Source organism: Streptomyces sp. NPDC048057 (assembly GCF_040653095.1).
Taxonomy (GTDB): Bacteria; Actinomycetota; Actinomycetes; order Streptomycetales; family Streptomycetaceae; genus Streptomyces.
Genome location: NZ_JBEZNF010000013.1, coordinates 192,370 through 210,732 on the forward strand (window position 1 = coordinate 192,370; position 18,363 = coordinate 210,732).

At 70.7% G+C, this 18,363-nt stretch carries 16 protein-coding genes; all 16 read left to right on the forward strand.

Annotated elements, in window-relative coordinates:
* The first annotated feature begins 6 nt into the window (after positions 1-6).
* Complete coding sequence (gene lysA, locus AB0E05_RS17690; RefSeq protein ID WP_361964259.1) at positions 7-1,398, forward strand: diaminopimelate decarboxylase; 1,392 nt, start codon at positions 7-9, stop codon at positions 1,396-1,398.
* A gap of 96 nt (positions 1,399-1,494) precedes the next feature.
* Positions 1,495-2,796, forward strand: a complete 1,302-nt coding sequence (locus tag AB0E05_RS17695; protein ID WP_361964261.1) for a homoserine dehydrogenase — start codon at positions 1,495-1,497, stop codon at positions 2,794-2,796.
* 6 nt (positions 2,797-2,802) lie between these two features.
* On the forward strand, positions 2,803-3,861 hold the full coding sequence (thrC, locus tag AB0E05_RS17700) for a threonine synthase (protein ID WP_361964263.1): 1,059 nt from the start codon (positions 2,803-2,805) through the stop codon (positions 3,859-3,861).
* A 383-nt stretch (positions 3,862-4,244) separates the two neighbouring features.
* A complete protein-coding gene (gene thrB / locus AB0E05_RS17705; protein WP_361964265.1) occupies positions 4,245-5,255 on the forward strand; it encodes a homoserine kinase in 1,011 nt (336 codons plus the stop codon).
* A 457-nt stretch (positions 5,256-5,712) separates the two neighbouring features.
* Entirely contained in the window at positions 5,713-7,737 is a 2,025-nt protein-coding gene (gene rho, locus AB0E05_RS17710) for a transcription termination factor Rho (RefSeq protein ID WP_361964267.1), read from the forward strand.
* Between the two features lie 301 nt (positions 7,738-8,038).
* Positions 8,039-9,196: an LCP family protein gene (locus AB0E05_RS17715; RefSeq protein WP_361964269.1), complete on the forward strand. Its 1,158-nt coding sequence runs from the start codon at positions 8,039-8,041 to the stop codon at positions 9,194-9,196.
* A 161-nt stretch (positions 9,197-9,357) separates the two neighbouring features.
* On the forward strand, positions 9,358-9,582 hold the full coding sequence (rpmE, locus tag AB0E05_RS17720) for a 50S ribosomal protein L31 (RefSeq protein WP_361964271.1): 225 nt from the start codon (positions 9,358-9,360) through the stop codon (positions 9,580-9,582).
* A 141-nt stretch (positions 9,583-9,723) separates the two neighbouring features.
* A complete protein-coding gene (prfA, locus tag AB0E05_RS17725; RefSeq protein WP_361964273.1) occupies positions 9,724-10,803 on the forward strand; it encodes a peptide chain release factor 1 in 1,080 nt (359 codons plus the stop codon).
* Positions 10,804-10,860: 57 nt separating this feature from the next.
* Positions 10,861-11,706 carry a peptide chain release factor N(5)-glutamine methyltransferase gene (gene prmC / locus AB0E05_RS17730; RefSeq protein WP_361964275.1) on the forward strand — a complete coding sequence of 282 codons (846 nt, stop codon included), beginning with the start codon at positions 10,861-10,863 and terminating at the stop codon, positions 11,704-11,706.
* Positions 11,707-11,770: 64 nt separating this feature from the next.
* The gene (locus AB0E05_RS17735; RefSeq protein ID WP_361964277.1) at positions 11,771-12,418 is read left to right on the forward strand and encodes an L-threonylcarbamoyladenylate synthase; all 648 of its coding nucleotides are present in this window, start codon (positions 11,771-11,773) and stop codon (positions 12,416-12,418) included.
* Positions 12,415-13,056: a protein-tyrosine-phosphatase gene (locus AB0E05_RS17740; RefSeq protein WP_361964279.1), complete on the forward strand. Its 642-nt coding sequence runs from the start codon at positions 12,415-12,417 to the stop codon at positions 13,054-13,056. Before AB0E05_RS17735 ends, AB0E05_RS17740 begins: the two co-directional genes overlap by 4 nt.
* Positions 13,057-13,496: 440 nt before the next feature.
* Entirely contained in the window at positions 13,497-14,765 is a 1,269-nt protein-coding gene (gene glyA / locus AB0E05_RS17745) for a serine hydroxymethyltransferase (protein ID WP_361964281.1), read from the forward strand.
* 91 nt (positions 14,766-14,856) lie between these two features.
* Positions 14,857-16,254, forward strand: a complete 1,398-nt coding sequence (locus AB0E05_RS17750) for an MraY family glycosyltransferase (protein ID WP_361964283.1) — start codon at positions 14,857-14,859, stop codon at positions 16,252-16,254.
* Between the two features lie 274 nt (positions 16,255-16,528).
* Entirely contained in the window at positions 16,529-16,975 is a 447-nt protein-coding gene (locus tag AB0E05_RS17755) for a hypothetical protein (protein WP_361964285.1), read from the forward strand.
* A 225-nt stretch (positions 16,976-17,200) separates the two neighbouring features.
* Entirely contained in the window at positions 17,201-18,013 is an 813-nt protein-coding gene (gene atpB / locus AB0E05_RS17760; RefSeq protein WP_361964287.1) for a F0F1 ATP synthase subunit A, read from the forward strand.
* A gap of 84 nt (positions 18,014-18,097) precedes the next feature.
* Positions 18,098-18,328 carry an ATP synthase F0 subunit C gene (gene atpE, locus AB0E05_RS17765; RefSeq protein ID WP_358827635.1) on the forward strand — a complete coding sequence of 77 codons (231 nt, stop codon included), beginning with the start codon at positions 18,098-18,100 and terminating at the stop codon, positions 18,326-18,328.
* Positions 18,329-18,363: the final 35 nt, after the last annotated feature.

An 18,363-nucleotide genomic window follows, 5' to 3' on the forward strand; every position in this document is an offset into this window, starting at 1 on the left:
ACGACGATGAGCCGTTCCGCCCACCCCGCCGGGCCCCGTCACGCCGACGTCCTGCCCGAAGGCCACTACAGCGCGCCGCCGGCGGACCTGAACCACCTGGACCCGAAGATCTGGTCCCGTACGGTCACCCGCTCCGAGGACGGCGTCGCCACCGTCGGCGGGATCGAGGTGACGCGGCTCGCGGAGGAGTTCGGCACCCCCGCGTACGTCCTCGACGAGGAGGACTTCCGCACCCGCTGCCGCGCCTGGGCCGAGGCGTTCGGCAAGGACGCGGACGTCTTCTACGCGGGCAAGGCGTTCCTCAGCAAGGCCGTCGTGCGCTGGCTGCACGAGGAGGGGCTCAACCTCGACGTCTGCTCCGGCGGCGAACTGCGCACCGCGCTCGACGCCGGGATGCCCGGCGAGCGGATCGCCTTCCACGGCAACAACAAGTCCGCGCGGGAGATCGAGCAGGCGATGGACGCCGGCGTCGGACGCATCGTGCTCGACTCCTTCCAGGAGATCGCGCAGGTCGCGCACGCCGCCCAGCGCCGGGGCGTGCGCCAGCGGGTGCTGATCCGGGTCACCGTCGGCGTGGAGGCGCACACCCACGAGTTCATCGCCACCGCCCACGAGGACCAGAAGTTCGGCATCCCGCTCGCCGGCGGACAGGCCGCGGAGGCAGTGCGCCGGGCGCTCGCCCTCGACGGCCTCGAACTGCTCGGCATCCACTCCCACATCGGTTCGCAGATCTTCGACACCTCCGGCTTCGAGGTGGCCGCCCACCGCGTCGTCGGACTGCTCAAGCGCGTCCGCGACGAGCACGGCGTCGAACTGCCCGAGATCGACCTCGGCGGCGGGCTCGGCATCGCGTACACCGCCGACGACGACCCGCGCGAGCCGCGCCACATCGCCAAGGCGCTCCACGAGATCGTCACTCGTGAGTGTGACGCCGCCGGGCTGCGCACCCCGCGGATCTCCGTCGAGCCGGGCCGGGCCATCGTCGGACCCACCGCGTTCACCCTGTACGAGGTGGGCACCATCAAGGCGCTGGAGGGCCTGCGGACGTACGTCAGCGTCGACGGCGGCATGTCGGACAACATCCGCACCGCGCTGTACGACGCCGAGTACAGCGTCGTCCTGGTCTCCCGCACCTCCACCGCCGCGCCGGTGCTCAGCCGGGTCGTCGGGAAGCACTGCGAGAGCGGTGACATCGTGGTGAAGGACGCCTTCCTGCCGGCGGACCTGGCGCCGGGCGACCTGATCGCGGTGCCGGCGACGGGCGCGTACTGTCGCTCGATGGCCAGCAACTACAACCACGCACTGCGGCCCCCGGTCGTCGCGGTGTGCGACGGCGCGGCACGAGTGATCGTCCGGCGCGAGACGGAGGAAGATCTCCTGCGTCTGGACGTCGGTTAAGTGAGATAGACGTCTCGGATGCCGGACCGAGGATAGAAAATGCTGTCCGGTGAGTGAGACTGGTCCAACCGTAGAAGTGATGAGAAACGAGGTCGCATGATGCGTACGCGTCCGCTGAAGGTGGCGCTGCTGGGCTGTGGAGTCGTCGGCTCAGAGGTGGCGCGCATCATGACGACGCACGCCGACGACCTCGCGGCCAGGATCGGCGCCCCCGTGGAGCTCGCGGGGGTTGCCGTGCGGCGGCCCTCCAAGGTCCGCGAGGGCATCGACCCGGCCCTCGTCACCACCGACGCCACCGCCCTGGTCAAACGGGGCGACATCGACGTCGTCATCGAGGTCATCGGCGGCATCGAGCCCGCCCGCACCCTGATCACCACCGCGTTCGAGCACGGCGCCTCCGTCGTCTCCGCGAACAAGGCCCTGCTCGCCGAGGACGGCGCGACGCTGTACGCCGCCGCCGAGCAGCACGGCCGCGACCTCTACTTCGAGGCCGCCGTCGCCGGCGCGATCCCGCTGATCAGGCCGCTGCGCGAATCGCTCGCCGGCGACAAGGTCAACCGCGTCCTCGGCATCGTCAACGGCACGACGAACTTCATCCTCGACAAGATGGAGCGCTCCGGCGCCGGCTACTCGGAGGCGCTGGACGAGGCCACCGCCCTCGGTTACGCGGAGGCGGACCCGACCGCCGACGTCGAGGGCTTCGACGCCGCCGCCAAGGCCGCCATCCTCGCCGGCATCGCCTTCCACACCCGGGTCCGCCTCGACGACGTCCACCGCGAGGGACTGACCGAGGTCACCGCCGCCGACATGGCCTCCGCCAAGCGCATGGGCTGCACGGTCAAACTGCTCGCCATCTGCGAGCGCGCCGCCGACGGGCAGTCCGTCACCGCGCGCGTCCACCCCGCGATGATCCCGCTCAGCCACCCCCTCGCCTCCGTCCGCGAGGCGTACAACGCGGTCTTCGTGGAGTCGGAGGCCGCCGGGCAGCTGATGTTCTACGGCCCCGGCGCCGGTGGCGCGCCCACCGCGTCCGCGGTCCTCGGCGACCTGGTCGCGGTCTGCCGCAACAAGCTCGCCGGGGCCACCGGCCCGGGGGAGTCCGCGTACACCCAGCTGCCCGTGAGCCCGATGGGCGACGTGGTGACGCGGTACCACATCAGCCTCGACGTGGCCGACAAGCCGGGCGTCCTCGCCCAGGTCGCGACGGTCTTCGCCGAGCACGGGGTGTCCATCGACACCGTTCGCCAGCAGGGCCGTCCAGACAGCGACGGCGAGGCGTCCCTCGTCGTCGTCACCCACCGCGCGCCCGACGCGGCCCTCTCGGGGACCGTTGAGGCGCTGCGCAAGCTCGACACCGTGCGCGGTGTCGCCAGCATCATGCGTGTTGAAGGGGAGTAACCAGCAATGACCCACCAGTGGCGCGGCATCATCGAGGAGTACCGGGACCGGCTTCCGGTGACCGACACGACCCCGGTCGTCACGCTCCGTGAGGGTGGTACGCCGCTCGTACCGGCGCAGGTGCTCTCCGAGCGCACGGGCTGCGAGGTGCACCTCAAGGTCGAGGGCGCCAATCCCACCGGCTCCTTCAAGGACCGCGGGATGACGATGGCGATCACCCGCGCCAAGGAGGAGGGCGCGAAGGCCGTCATCTGCGCCTCCACCGGCAACACCTCGGCCTCCGCCGCGGCTTACGCCGTGCGCGCGGGGATGGTCTGCGCGGTCCTGGTGCCCCGCGGCAAGATCGCGCTGGGCAAGATGGGGCAGGCCCTGGTGTACGGCTCGAAGATCCTCCAGGTCGACGGCAACTTCGACGACTGCCTGGACCTGGCCAGGAACCTGTCCGAGAACTACCCGGTGGCGCTGGTCAACTCCGTCAACCCGTACCGGATCGAGGGGCAGAAGACGGCGTCCTTCGAGATCGTCGACGCCCTCGGCGACGCCCCCGACGTCCACGTGCTGCCGGTCGGCAACGCCGGCAACATCACCGCGTACTGGAAGGGGTACCGGGAGTACGCCGCCGACGGGCCGGCCACCCGCACCCCCCGCATGTGGGGCTTCCAGGCGTCCGGCTCCGCGCCGATCGTCCGCGGCGAGGTCGTCAAGGACCCCTCGACCATCGCCACCGCGATCCGGATCGGCAACCCGGCGTCCTGGCAGCAGGCGCTCGCCGCCCGCGACGAGTCCGGCGGCTTCATCGACGAGGTGACGGACCGTGAGATCCTGCGCGCCTACCGCCTCTTGGCCTCGCAGGAGGGCGTCTTCGTGGAGCCCGCGTCCGCGGCGTCGGTCGCCGGTCTCCTCAAGGCCGCCGAAGCCGGCAAGGTCGACCCGGGCCAGCGGATCGTCTGCACCGTCACCGGCAACGGTCTGAAGGACCCGGACTGGGCCGTCGCGGGCGCGCCGCAGCCGGTCACCGTCCCGGTCGACGCGCCGACGGCCGCGGAGCACCTCGGGCTGGCCTGAGGCACTTGGGCGTCGCCCGTGCGCCGGCGTCCGCGGCCGCGCCCCGGCGCGGCGTACGCGCTGGCCACGGCCGCGCGGGCGACGGAACGGGAGCAATACCCCGGTGGGATCCGTCCCAAGCCGGGGAACAGCGGACATCGGGGCACAGGAGGCTCGCGACACGCATCGTGCGCCTCCTGTGCGCCCTATGTCGCGGCAGAACCTTCCTTCGATAGGCTGTACCGAACCCACCCACCGCATATGTCTGTGCAGCGGTGCAGTTGCGGTGTCGTCGCCGTCTTCGGCCCCCGGGCGCCTGGTCCCCGATGCCGCACACCGCCACGCACCAGCAGCAGGCAGCAGTCAGCACACGTCAGTTGAGAACCAAGGAGTGTCATCGAGCGATGGCCGGTCCAGCGTTCCGCGCCGCCGCCGTCCGAGTGCGCGTGCCCGCCACCAGTGCCAACCTCGGCCCCGGCTTCGACGCCTTCGGGCTGTCCCTGGGGCTGTACGACGACGTCGTCGTACGGGTCGCGGACTCCGGTCTGCACATCGACATCGCGGGTGAGGGCGCGTCGACGCTGCCCCGCGACGAGAGCCACCTGCTCGTACGCTCCCTGCGCACGGCCTTCGACCTGCTCGGCGGGCAGCCGCGCGGCCTGGAGGTCGTCTGCGCCAACCGCATTCCGCACGGTCGGGGCCTCGGCTCGTCGTCCGCGGCGATCTGCGCCGGGATCGTTGCCGCCAGGGCCGTGACGATAGGGGGCGACGCCCGCCTCGACGAGACCGCGCTGCTGGAGCTCGCGACCGAGATCGAGGGGCACCCGGACAACGTCGCGGCCTGTCTGTACGGCGGTTTCACGCTCGCCTGGAGCGACGGCGGGGCCGCGCGGGCCATCAGGATGGACCCGGCCGATTCCGTCGTTCCGGTGGTTTTCGTCCCCGCGAAGCCGGTGCTCACGGAGACGGCCCGCGGACTGCTGCCGCGCACCGTCCCCCATGTGGACGCCGCCGCGAACGCCGGACGCGCCGCCCTCCTCGTCGAGGCCCTGACCAGGCGTCCCGAACTCCTGCTGCCCGCCACGGAGGACCGGCTCCACCAGGAGTACCGCGCGCCGGCGATGCCGCAGAGCGTGGACCTTGTCAACCGACTGCGCGCGGACGGCGTCCCTGCAGTCATCTCCGGTGCGGGCCCCACGGTGCTCGCGCTGGCCGAGCACGGCGTCGCCGACAAGGTCGCACGGCTCGCGGGCGAGGGCTGGGCCGCGAACCGGCTCGCCTTCGACACCGCCGGGGCGAGCGTGCTGCCGATGGTGGCCCCGGACGCCGCTCCGTCGTTCGCCGAGCCGGGGGACGGGGGTCCGTCGCAGGTGGGAGGGGCCGGTGAGGGGACGGGTGACTCCCTTCCCGGGTGATCCCGCCGGGAGCGGATTCACCGCGCGGGACGCACCGCCACGTCCCGTCGCAGCGCACGGTGAATCGCAAGAACACGAGATTGCCGGTGAGGGAGAGGGGGAATGTTTGTTGGAGCCGGTAGTGTTAACCTCAAGTCTGCAACCGAAGCCTTTGTGGCTCGGAGCTTCGCGTCCCGAATCGGGACCACCAATTCTTCCGGGAGCCTCCCCTACTGCCTGAGCAGCCTGCCTGAGCAGTAGCGAGCACGCTCCGGAACCGGCACGACACCTCCCGCTCCGTCGCGGAGTGGGCCGAGCAGGGGGACCTCGGGCCGGATTGCATGTTTCTGCCTCTCCGCCGTACTCAGACCCGGCGGGGACCACCGCCCCGACACGGCCACACAAGTGGACCGCAGTCGGACAGCACAACCGGTCGCCGAGCCAGATGGCCGACGTCCGCTCCAGGGAAGGACCCTTCGTGAGCGACACCACCGATCTGATGGGCGTGACTGCCGACGCGAACGTCGACACCACCGCGCCCGCCGCAGGTGCTGCCTCCGGCACCACCTCCCGGCGCCGCCGTTCCGGCACCGGCCTTGAGGGCATGGTCCTGGCGGAGCTGCAGCAGGTCGCGTCCGGCCTCGGGATCAGGGGCACCGCGCGCATGCGCAAGAGCCAGCTGATCGAGGTCATCAAGGAGGCGCAGGCCGGCGGCGGAGCCACTGCGGCCAAGAAGACCGCCGAGCCGGAGGCGAAGGGCGCCGAGGCCAAGCCGAAGCGCCGCACCACCTCCAAGGCGCGTACGGGCGAGGCGGCGGCTGCCGCTACCGAGGGCGCGTCCACCGCTGCCGAGAAGGCCGCGACCCAGCAGCAGATCGACATCCCCGGCCAGCCGGCCAGCGACGACCAGCCGGCCGGCGAGCGCCGTCGCCGTCGCGCCACCGCTCCCGCGGGCAGCCCCGACGCCGAGACCGCCGAGGCCGGTGCCGCCAAGGAGAGCGCGGCCAAGGAGGCCAAGGCGGAGCCGCAGGCGGACGCCAAGGCCGAGGCCGCCGTGGGCGCCTCCGCGTCGACGCAGGACGGCGAGGGCCGCAAGGAGCGCGGTGAGCGCGGCCAGCGCGGTGACCGCCGCGAGCGTCAGCGTGACCGCGACCGCGACCGCGACCGCAGCCGTGGCAAGGGCGACGACCAGCAGGGCGGCCAGCGTCAGCAGCAGGGCGGTCAGCGTCAGCAGCAGAGCAGCCAGCAGGACGACTTCGACGAGGACGGCGGCGGTCGCCGCGGTCGGCGCGGTCGCTACCGCGACCGTCGCGGCCGTCGCGGCCGTGAGGACTTCGCCGGTGAGCCGCAGGTTTCCGACGACGACGTCCTGATCCCCGTCGCGGGCATCCTCGACATCCTCGACAACTACGCGTTCATCCGCACCTCCGGCTACCTGCCGGGACCGAACGACGTGTACGTCTCCCTCGCCCAGGTCCGCAAGAACGGCCTGCGCAAGGGCGACCACGTCACCGGCGCGGTCCGTCAGCCGAAGGAGGGCGAGCGCCGCGAGAAGTTCAACGCGCTGGTCCGACTGGACTCCGTCAACGGCATGGCGCCCGAATCGGGCCGCGGGCGGCCGGAGTTCAACAAGCTCACCCCGCTGTACCCGCAGGACCGGCTCCGGCTGGAGACCGACCCCGGCGTGCTGACCACGCGGATCATCGACCTCGTGTCGCCGATCGGCAAGGGCCAGCGCGGTCTGATCGTGGCCCCGCCGAAGACCGGCAAGACCATGATCCTCCAGGCGATCGCCAACGCCATCACGGTCAACAGCCCCGAGTGCCACCTGATGGTCGTCCTCGTCGACGAGCGTCCGGAAGAGGTCACCGACATGCAGCGGTCGGTGAAGGGCGAGGTCATCTCCTCGACCTTCGACCGCCCGGCCGAGGACCACACCACCGTCGCCGAGCTGGCCATCGAGCGCGCCAAGCGCCTCGTCGAGCTGGGTCACGACGTGGTCGTCCTGCTGGACTCCATCACCCGCCTGGGCCGTGCGTACAACCTCGCGGCCCCCGCTTCCGGACGCATCCTGTCCGGTGGTGTCGACTCGACCGCGCTCTACCCGCCGAAGCGGTTCTTCGGTGCGGCGCGCAACATCGAGGACGGCGGCTCGCTGACCATCCTGGCCACCGCGCTGGTCGACACCGGCTCGCGCATGGACGAGGTGATCTTCGAGGAGTTCAAGGGCACCGGCAACATGGAGCTCAAGCTCGACCGGAAGCTCTCCGACAAGCGCATCTTCCCCGCGGTGGACGTCGACGCGTCCAGCACCCGCAAGGAGGAGATCCTGCTCGGCAGCGAGGAGCTCGCCATCGTCTGGAAGCTGCGTCGGGTGCTGCACGCCCTCGACCAGCAGCAGGCGATCGAGCTGCTGCTCGACAAGATGAAGCAGACCAAGTCGAACGCGGAGTTCCTGCTCCAGATCCAGAAGACGACCCCGTCGGTCGGCAACGGCGACTGACGCAGGCGCACTGCTGGACGCGCTCGACGCGCAGTACGGACGCCAGGCCCCGTCACCCCCGTGGTGGCGGGGCCTGCCGCATGCGTACGGCTGCGCACCACTGTGTACGGTGACCCTCCCCACAGGGGTCGGCGACCGTTTTCTCACCCTGCTCTCACACCCGCGTGCAACCCTTCCGAAGATGTCGACGTCCTAACCGAGGCGGAACAAAAATCCACAGGCACGACAGAACGCCATAGAAGCCGCGGCTGTCGCAGGGGTCGTACGGGCCGCAGCCGCGACGGAGGAGCCGGGAGAGACCATGGCCGAGCACAGCACCGGCGGGAGCCGAATAGGCAGCGGGGACGCGGGCCGCGGCGGCCGTCGCAAGCCGCGCTCCGGCCGTCGTACGGCCGTGGCCGTCGCCGCCTGGTCCGCAGCCGCCCTGGTGCTCATCGGGGGCGGCGGCCTCGGCCTCGCCTACGTCAAGCTCGACGGCAACCTCAAGGGCGTCGACATCAACGCCCAGCTCGACAACAAGGACCGCCCCGCCGACGTCGACACCGGCTCGATGGACATCCTCGTCCTCGGCTCCGACACCCGCTCCGGCGACAACGGCGAGTACGGCCGCGACGAGGGCGCCGGGCGCTCGGACACCGCGATGGTCGTCCACGTCTACCCGGGCCACAAGGAGGCGAGCGTGGTCTCCATACCCCGCGACACCCTCGTCTCCCGGCCGAGTTGCACCGGCCCCGAAGGCCAGCGCATATCCGCCGAGCGCGACGTCATGTTCAACACGGCGTACGAGGTCGGCGGCCCGGCCTGCGCGGTCAAGACCGTGGAGCGGATGTCCGGCATCCGCATGGACCACTACATCGAGGTCGACTTCACCGGCTTCAAGAAGCTCGTCGACGCCCTCGGCGGCGTCGAGATCACCACCACCGAGCCCATCAAGGACCCCGACAGCCACCTCGACCTCCCGCCCGGCACCCACAACCTGGACGGGGAGCAGGCGCTCGGTCTGGTCCGCACCCGCAAGAGCGTCGGCGACGGCAGCGACCTGGGGCGCATCCAGCTCCAGCAGGCGTTCATGAAGGCGTTCATCGCCCAGGTGAAGGACATCGGCCTGCTGACGAACCCGACGAAGCTCCTCGACGTCGCCGACACCGCCACCAAGGCGATCACCCCCGACTCCCAGCTCGCCTCCGTGTCGAAGCTGGTCGGCTTCGCCCGCTCCCTCAGCGGCATCGGCCCCGACGACGTCCAGATGGTCACCCTGCCCGTCGTCTACGACGCGGCGGACCCCAACCGCGTCGTCCCCCTCGACAGCGCCTCCCGGCAGGTCTGGAGCGCCCTGAGGGCGGACCAGCCGATCCCGGCCGAGGCCCTCAAGGACTCCGCGGCTGACAAGTCCGACGCGGGCTCCGTCATCCGCAGCACCCCCTCCGCGCCCGGCACCGAAACCGGCACGGAGCGTTAGCGCCCGCGCACGTGGGCCGGGGCGCGCGCGGGGGAATAGTTCCGTTCCGCCCCCGGTTTTGGGAGATACGGCCGGTCCTGGCAGACTGGTACGTCGGCCCCGGTTCACGCCCGAGCAATCCGCCCGAGCGACCCGGCGCCCTCCCGAAACTAGGAGACACCTTGAAGCGCGACATCCACCCCGAGTACGTCGAGACGCAGGTCAGCTGCACCTGTGGCGCGTCGTTCACCACCCGCAGCACGATCGAGGCCGGCACCATCCGCGCCGAGGTCTGCTCCGCGTGCCACCCGTTCTACACGGGCAAGCAGAAGATCCTCGACACCGGTGGCCGCGTGGCCCGCTTCGAGGCCCGCTTCGGCAAGGCCGCCGGCTCCGCCAAGAAGTAGCGAGCCGTCTGCGCCGGTCATCGGCCGCCCCTTCGCCGGGCGGCCGGGACCGGCGCTTTGACGTCCCGCACGAGGACGTCACCCCCCTTCGCCGGCGGCGCAGCAGCGCAGCAGCACCCCACAGAGAACCCAGGAGCCACGATGTTCGAGGCGGTCGAAGAAATCGTCGCCGAGCACGCCGATCTCGAAAAGCAGCTCGCCGACCCCGCCGTGCACGCCGACCAGGCGAACGCGCGGAAGCTGAACAAGCGGTACGCCGAGCTGACGCCGATCGTCGCCGCCTACCGCTCCTGGAAGCAGACCGGCGAGGACATCGAGACCGCCCGCGAATTCGCCGCCGACGACCCGGACTTCGCCGCCGAGGCCAAGGAGCTGGAGCAGCGGCGCGAGGAACTCACGGAGAAGCTGCGGCTGCTGCTGGTCCCCCGCGACCCCAGCGACGACAAGGACGTCATCCTGGAGGTCAAGGCCGGCGCCGGCGGCGACGAGTCCGCCCTCTTCGCCGGCGACCTGCTGCGGATGTACCTGCGCTACGCCGAGCGTGCCGGCTGGAAGACCGAGATCATCGACGCCACCGAGTCCGAGCTGGGCGGCTACAAGGACGTCCAGGTCGCCGTGAAGACCAAGGGCGGCCAGGGAGCCACTCAGCCCGGCCAGGGCGTGTGGGCCCGACTGAAGTACGAGGGCGGGGTGCACCGCGTCCAGCGCGTGCCCGCGACCGAGTCCCAGGGCCGCATCCACACCTCCGCCGCCGGCGTCCTCGTGACCCCGGAGGCCGAGGAGATCGACGTCGAGATCAACCCGAACGACCTTCGGATCGACGTCTACCGCTCGTCCGGCCCCGGCGGCCAGTCGGTCAACACCACCGACTCCGCCGTGCGCATCACCCACCTCCCGACCGGGGTGGTCGCCTCCTGCCAGAACGAGAAGAGCCAGCTCCAGAACAAGGAGCAGGCGTTGCGCATCCTGCGGTCGCGGCTGCTCGCCGCCGCCCAGGAGGAGGCCGAGAGCAAGGCCGCGGACCAGCGCCGCAGCCAGGTCCGCACCGTCGATCGCTCCGAGAAGATCCGGACGTACAACTTCCCGGAGAACCGCATCTCGGACCACCGCGTCGGATTCAAGGCGTACAACCTCGACCAGGTCCTCGACGGGGACCTGGACGCCGTGATCCAGGCGTGCGTGGACGCCGACTCCGCTGCCAAGCTCGCCGCCGCGCAGTGACCGCGCAGCGGCCACGGCAGTAAGACACGTCCGTACGAAACGGGTGGAGGACGACCAGTGAACCTGCTGCTTGCCGAGGTGGCCCAGGCCACCCAGCGGCTGGCCGACGCCGGCGTGCCCTCGCCGCGCTTCGACGCGGAGGAGCTGGCCGCCTTCGTGCACGGCGTGAAGCGGGGTGAACTGCACACGGTCAAGGACGCGGACTTCGACGCCCGCTACTGGGAGGCCGTGGCCCGCCGCGAGGCCCGCGAACCGCTGCAACACATCACCGGCCGCGCCTTCTTCCGCTATCTGGAGCTCCAGGTGGGCCCCGGCGTCTTCGTGCCCCGCCCGGAGACCGAGTCGGTCGTCGGCTGGGCCATAGACGCCGTACGCGCCATGGACGTCGTCGAACCGCTCATCGTCGACCTGTGCACCGGCTCCGGGGCGATCGCCCTGGCCATGGCTCAGGAGGTGCCGCGCTCGCGCGTGCACGCCGTCGAACTCTCCGACTCGGCGCTGACCTGGGCCCGCAAGAACGCGGAGGGCTCCCGCGTCACCCTCCACCAGGGCAATGCGCTCAGCGCCCTGCCCGAGCTGGACGGCCAGGTCGACCTGGTCATCTCCAACCCGCCGTACATCCCGCTCACCGAATGGGAGTACGTGGCCCCCGAGGCCCGCGACCACGACCCGGAGATGGCCCTCTTCTCCGGCGAGGACGGCCTCGACACCATCCGCGGCATCGAGCGCACCGCCCACCGGCTGCTGCGCCCCGGCGGCCTCGTCGTCATCGAGCACGCGGACACCCAGGGCGGTCAGGTGCCCTGGATCTTCGCCGAGGAGTCCGGGTGGACCGACGCCGCGGATCACCCGGACCTGAACAAGCGCCCGCGGTTCGCCACCGCCCGCAAGGCGACGCCGTGACGACGACCCCGTACGGCTCCCACGCCCCGCGGGCGTGGGAGCACCCCCATGAGGAGGCCCCCTGATGGCTCGGCGATACGACTGCAACGACGCGACCGACCGCACGACCGGGCTGCGTGAGGCATCGTCCGCCGTCCGCCGCGGCGAGCTGGTCGTCCTGCCCACGGACACCGTCTACGGGCTGGGCGCGGACGCCTTCAGCTCCGAGGCGGTCGCCGACCTGCTGACCGCCAAGGGCCGGGGCCGCAACATGCCCACCCCCGTCCTCATCGGCTCCCCGAACACCCTGCACGGCCTGGTCACCGACTTCTCCGAGGGGGCGTGGGAGCTGGTCGACGCCTTCTGGCCCGGCGCCCTGACGCTGGTCGCCCGCCACCAGCCGTCCCTCCAGTGGGACCTCGGCGACACCCGCGGCACGGTCGCCGTCCGCATGCCGCTGCACCCCGTCGCCATCGAACTGCTCACCGAAGTCGGCCCGATGGCGGTCTCCTCCGCGAACCTGACGGGATATCCCGCGCCGGAGGACTGCGACGCCGCGCAGAACATGCTCGGCGACGCCGTCTCCGTCTACCTCGACGGCGGGCCCACCCCCGGCATCGTGCCGTCCTCCATCGTCGACGTCACCGGTGAGGTGCCCGTGCTGCTGCGCGTCGGCGCGCTGGACGCGGACGAACTGCGCAAGGTCGTACCCGACCTTGAGGTGGCGCATTGATCGCCCCTGACGTGGGGCGTGGCATAGGTACGGACGACTGCTTCCGGATACTCCACGTCAGCACCGGCAACGTCTGCCGCTCGCCGATCACCGAGCGGCTGACCCGGCACGCCCTCAACGACCGGCTGGGCGACCTGATGGCGAGCGGCCTGATCGTGGAGAGCGCGGGGACCTGGGGGCACGAGGGCGCGCCCATGGAGGCCAACGCGGAGACCGTCCTCGCGGACTTCGGCGCGGACGCGAGCGGGTTCGTGGGCCGGGAACTGCTCGACGAGCACGTCATCCGGGCGGACCTGGTCCTCACCGCGACGCGGGACCACCGCGCCCAGGTCATCTCGATGGGCCACTCGGCGGGCCTGCGGACCTTCACGCTCAAGGAGTTCACCCGACTGGTGCGGGCGATCGACCCGGCGACGCTGCCGGACCCCCGGGACGAGGGCGTGGTGGAGCGGGCGCGGGCGCTGGTGCGGGCGGCGGCGGCGCTGCGGGGCTGGTTGCTGGCGCCGAGCCCCGACGCGGATGAGGTGTTCGATCCGTACGGGGCGCCGATCACGTTCTTCCGCTCGATCGGCGACGAGATCAACCAGGCGCTGGACCCCGTGGTCACCGCGCTCACGGGCATCCCGACCCACCACTGACACCCCTGCGCTGGGGACCGCCTGTAGCGCGGGCAACCCAGGGGCGCGCTGTGCACCGCCTGCGGCGCAGGCAATCTAGGGGGCGGGGGACTGCGCGACCAGCCAGAGACGGCCGGTACTCGACTGACGAGCGTTCGTTTTGCGGCGCGTGGTCGAGGGCGCTACAGCGCCGTACGGGGAACGCGTTCAGAGCGACCGCAAGCCGTCGGTGGCTGGTCGCGCAGTTCCGCCCCCTACGCCCTGCGGGCGTGGTGGTACCCCCAGCGCCCCTGGGTTGCCCCTGGTCGAGGTGGCAGCAGGGGGGCGGGCCCTGGTTGCTCGTGGCCGAGGGCGCAGCCAGGTGGCGGCAGCCGAGGGCGGGCGGGCATCGTCCGGCGGGCGCGGAGCGCAGGGGCGGCCTAGATTGGAGGCGCACAGACACGCGAGGCCCGGAGCACACCATGCCCGTCCGCACCGCAGGTGCGCAGCGCACCGAAGCGTCACCCCAGCTCGACGCGCTCGCGCGTCAGGACCCCGAAATCGCCGACGTGATCGCCGCGGAGGCGGCCCGGCAGGCCGACAGCCTCCAGCTGATCGCCGCGGAGAACTTCACCTCGCCCGCGGTCCTGGCCGCCCTCGGCTCACCGCTGGCGAACAAGTACGCCGAGGGCTATCCGGGCGCCCGCCACCACGCCGGCTGCGAACTGGTCGACGTGGCCGAGCGGCTGGCCGTGGACCGGGCCAAGGCCCTGTTCGGCGCCGAGCACGCGAACGTACAGCCGCACTCCGGCTCCGCCGCGGTCCTCGCGGCCTACGCGGCGCTGCTGCGGCCGGGTGACACCGTCCTCGCGATGGGCCTGCCGTACGGCGGACACCTCACGCACGGCTCGCCCGCGAACTTCTCGGGCCGCTGGTTCGACTTCGTCGGCTACGGAGTGGACCGGGAGAGCGGTCTGATCGACCACGACGAGGTGCGGCGCCTCGCCCACGAGGTGCGCCCGAAGGCGATCGTCTGCGGGTCGATCTGCTACCCGCGCCACATCGACTACGCGCGCTTCCGGGAGGTCGCGGACGAGGTGGGGGCCTATCTGATCGCGGACGCGGCCCATCCGATGGGGCTGATCGCCGGGGGAGCGGCGCCGAGCCCGGTGCCGTACGCCGACGTGGTCTGCGCGACGACGCACAAGGTGCTGCGGGGGCCGCGCGGCGGGCTGCTGCTGTGCGGCGAGGAGCTGGCGGAACGGATCGACCGGGCGGTGTTCCCGTTCACCCAGGGCGGCGCCCAGATGCACACCATCGCGGCGAAGGCCGTCGCGTTCCGCGAGGCGGCGACGCCCGAGTTCGCGGCCTACGCCCACCAGGTCGTGGCGAACGCGCGGATGCTCGCGGCCGGCCTGGAAACCGAGGGCTGCACGGTGCTCACGGGCGGCACGGACACCCATCTCATCGGTGCCGACCCCACGGGCCTCGGCGTCGACGGGAGGACGGCACGCGGCCGTCTGGCGGCTGCCGGGCTGGTCCTGGACACCTGCGCCCTGCCGTACGGGTCGGCGCGCGGCGTCCGGCTGGGGACGGCGGCGGTGACCACCCAGGGCATGGGGGAGGCGGAGATGGCGCGGATCGCGGTGCTCTTCGCCGCGGCGCTGTACGCGGAGGGCGAGGAGGTGGGGACCTTGCGTGCGGAAGCCGCGGAGTTGGTGGGGAGATTTCCCCCCTATCCAGGGCAGTAGCGGTTCGGTGCAACCATCGGCGGCCCCCGGCAGTCCTCAACCACGTGACCACCACGGCTAAGGTGTGGGGCTGAGATGGCCAGCGATTTCTGTGGGGCAGCCCGTGCGTGATTATCTGCTGACGCTCTGTGTCACGGCCGCGGTGACCTATCTGCTGACCGGTCCGGTGCGGAAGTTCGCCATTGCGACCGGCGCGATGCCGGAGATCCGTGCGCGCGACGTCCACCGAGAACCGACACCGCGGCTCGGTGGCATCGCCATGTTCTTCGGGCTGTGCGCGGGGCTCCTGGTCGCCGACCACCTGCAGAACCTCGGCAGCGTCTTCGAGCTGTCGAACGAGCCGCGCGCGCTGCTCTCCGGCGCCGCCCTGATCTGGCTGATCGGCGTCCTGGACGACAAGTTCGAGATCGACGCGCTGATCAAGCTCGGCGGGCAGATGATCGCCGCGGGCGTCATGGTCATGCAGGGCCTGACGATCCTGTGGATCCCGGTGCCCGGCGTCGGCACGGTCTCGCTGACCTCCTGGCAGGGCACGCTGCTGACGGTCGCGCTGGTGGTGATCACCATCAACGCGGTGAACTTCGTCGACGGGCTCGACGGGCTGGCCGCCGGCATGGTGTGCATCGCCGCCGCCGCGTTCTTCCTGTACTCGTACCGGCTCTGGTTCGGGAACATGATCGAGGCCGCCGCCCCGGCGACGCTGTTCACGGCCATCCTGATGGGCATGTGCCTGGGCTTCCTGCCGCACAACATGCACCCGGCGCGGATCTTCATGGGCGACTCGGGCTCGATGCTGATCGGCCTGGTGCTGGCCGCCTCCGCGATCTCGGTCACCGGCCAGGTGGACCCCGACACCCTGCGGATCTTCGTCTACGACGGCAGCACCCGCTCCACCACCCACGCGATGCTGCCGGTCTTCATCCCGCTGCTGCTGCCGCTCACGATCATCGCGATCCCGCTCGCCGACCTGGTGCTGGCGATCGTGCGGCGCACCTGGAAGGGGCAGTCGCCGTTCGCGGCCGACCGGGGCCACCTGCACCACCGGCTGCTGGAGATCGGGCACTCGCACAGCCGCGCCGTGCTGATCATGTACTTCTGGTCGGCGCTCTTCGCCTTCGGCGTCGTTGGCTACTCGGTCCACTCGGCGTCGCTGTGGATCGTGATGGTGATCGTGGGGCTGAGCGCGGTGGGGCTGGTGCTCCTGCTGCTGCCGCGGTTCACCCCGCGGGCCCCGCGGTGGGCGGAGCGGTTCGTGCCGCCGCGCTACCGCCGCCGCAAGGCGCGGTTGGCGCAGGAGGGGACCGAGCCGGAGCCCGCGCACGCGTACGCCGGCGAGGGAGCGGCCGGCCCGGCGGGAGAGGGTGCCGCCGGGGCAGCCGGGGCGCACGAGGAGCGGGAGGAGCCGGTGCCGGCCGGTGTCAACGGGGCGACGGCGATCGGCGCCCGTTCGCGGGCGTCCGAGCGGAGGAAGGCCGGCACACGCGGGTGACTTTTCCCACCCTCCCGCCCATTACCAGACAACTCGCCTCACGAACGGGCGCACGGCTTGCACACACGGGCAAGTTCGCTCTCATGTGTGAGAGTCGGCACACAACCGGGTAAAGACCTTCCCAAATAGCTTGTGATACGATTCACGAGAACCGGCGACAGTGCCGAAAGACCGTAGTGCGACGGTCTGTTGGCCCCCGAGGACCCAACTCGGACCCGGTTTACGCTCGTCCATGACGACACCACTGCCACCACCAGCAAGCGGAGATGCCGCCATGCCGTCCACTGACGCACGCACCCTTTTGCACACCGCCGTACCCACGGCCGCGGTCGGCGCGATCGCCACCGCGATCAGCGCCGGTGTCGCGGGCGGCAAGGGAGCCCTCGGCTCAGCGGTCGCCACCCTGGTCGTCCTGATCTTCATGGGCGCCGGCCTGGTGGTGCTCCAGCGCACGGCCAAGCAGTATCCACACCTCTTCCAGGCGATGGGTCTGCTGCTGTACACCACGCAGCTGCTGCTGCTCTTCGTCTTCCTGATGGTGTTCAAGAACACCACCCTCTTCGATCCCCAGGTCTTCGCACTGACCTTGGTCGTGGCGACCCTCGTCTGGGTCGCGGCACAGGCTCGCGCTTACATGAAGGCCAAGATCCTCTACGTCGAACCCGAGAAAACCGCCGGTTCGGGTGCTCGCGAGCCCCAGAAGTCGGAGCCCGCGACGTGAAGAGTAGGGGCGGGATAAATGGCCATTCGCGTTCCTGCTATCGTCCGGTGCCAACTGCGGCACTGCGGGCGGGGGCATCTGAGCTGAAGCCCGCTCATCCGCGAGGCTCATGGCCCGCCCGCCGCCCCACCATCCGTAACACCAGTCCCGTGCCGAACCGCGGCTGCGCGCCGCGCCGACACAACGAGGTTGCCGTACCTATGCGCCACGCTGAAGGAGTCCGCGGTGAGTGCTGACCCCCAGATGCTCGCCTTCGAGGCGGACTGTCAACTCTTCACCGGGTGTGGATTCAACGCCCCTGGGCTCCACACCTTCATGTACGAGCCTCTCTTCACGGTCGGCGGGTTCGAGTTCAACAAGCCCATGCTGCTCGCCTTCGTGAGCACGCTGATCGTGGTCGGGTTCTTCTGGGCGGCCTTCAACAAGCCGAAGCTCGTACCCGGAAAGATCCAGATGATCGGCGAGGCGGGGTACGACTTCGTGCGCCGGGGCGTCGTGTACGAGATCATCGGCAAGAAGGACGGCGAGAAGTACGTCCCGCTGATGGTGTCGTTGTTCTTCTTCATCTGGATCATGAACCTGTGGTCGATCATTCCGATCGCCCAGTTCCCGGTCACCTCGCTCATCGCCTACCCGGTGGCGCTCGCCCTCCTCGTGTACTTCCTGTGGGTCGGACTGACCTTCAAGAAGCACGGCTTCGTCGGTGGCTGGAAGAACATCACCGGCTACAACAAGGAACTCGGCCCGATCCTTCCGCTGATCGTGGTCCTGGAGTTCCTCTCGAACCTGATCATCCGGCCGTTCACGCACGCGGTCCGGCTCTTCGCGAACATGTTCGCCGGTCACCTGCTGATCGTGATGTTCACCGTCGCCACCTGGTACCTGATGAACGGCATCGGCATCGTCTACGCCGGCACCTCGTTCATCCTCACCATGACGATGATCGTGTTCGAGCTGTTCATCCAGGCCGTCCAGGCGTACGTCTTCGTCCTCCTGGCCGCCAACTACATCCAGGGCGCGCTCTCCGAGCACCACTGAGCCCTGCTGCGAAGCGCACCACCCCAACCCAGCTGTCCGGTGGCCAACCCCCACCGGGTCCTTGAAAGAGAAGGAAGAACCGGCATGTCCCAGACCCTCGCCGCTCTCACCGGAAACGTTGCCGCCATCGGTTACGGTCTCGCCGCGATCGGCCCCGGCGTCGGCGTCGGCATCATCTTCGGTAACGGCACCCAGGCCCTGGCCCGCCAGCCCGAGGCTGCCGGCCTGATCCGCACCAACCAGATCATGGGTTTCGCCTTCTGTGAGGCGCTCGCCCTCATCGGCATCGTCATGGGCTTCGTCTACCCGTCGTAAGGCCGAGCGTCAGCCCATCTCATTTCACGGAAGGC

What these genes read in the sequence shown, in the direction of transcription:
- glyA (WP_361964281.1), top strand. Translation starts at nt 13,497, where the DNA reads ATGCCCGTCCGCACCGCAGGTGCGCAGCGCACCGAAGCGTCACCCCAG.
- AB0E05_RS17735 (WP_361964277.1), top strand. Translation starts at nt 11,771, where the DNA reads ATGGCTCGGCGATACGACTGCAACGACGCGACCGACCGCACGACCGGG.
- prfA (WP_361964273.1), top strand. Translation starts at nt 9,724, where the DNA reads ATGTTCGAGGCGGTCGAAGAAATCGTCGCCGAGCACGCCGATCTCGAA.
- thrB (WP_361964265.1), top strand. Translation starts at nt 4,245, where the DNA reads ATGGCCGGTCCAGCGTTCCGCGCCGCCGCCGTCCGAGTGCGCGTGCCC.
- AB0E05_RS17715 (WP_361964269.1), top strand. Translation starts at nt 8,039, where the DNA reads ATGGCCGAGCACAGCACCGGCGGGAGCCGAATAGGCAGCGGGGACGCG.
- atpE (WP_358827635.1), top strand. Translation starts at nt 18,098, where the DNA reads ATGTCCCAGACCCTCGCCGCTCTCACCGGAAACGTTGCCGCCATCGGT.
- AB0E05_RS17755 (WP_361964285.1), top strand. Translation starts at nt 16,529, where the DNA reads ATGCCGTCCACTGACGCACGCACCCTTTTGCACACCGCCGTACCCACG.
- AB0E05_RS17695 (WP_361964261.1), top strand. Translation starts at nt 1,495, where the DNA reads ATGATGCGTACGCGTCCGCTGAAGGTGGCGCTGCTGGGCTGTGGAGTC.
- thrC (WP_361964263.1), top strand. Translation starts at nt 2,803, where the DNA reads ATGACCCACCAGTGGCGCGGCATCATCGAGGAGTACCGGGACCGGCTT.
- lysA (WP_361964259.1), top strand. Translation starts at nt 7, where the DNA reads ATGAGCCGTTCCGCCCACCCCGCCGGGCCCCGTCACGCCGACGTCCTG.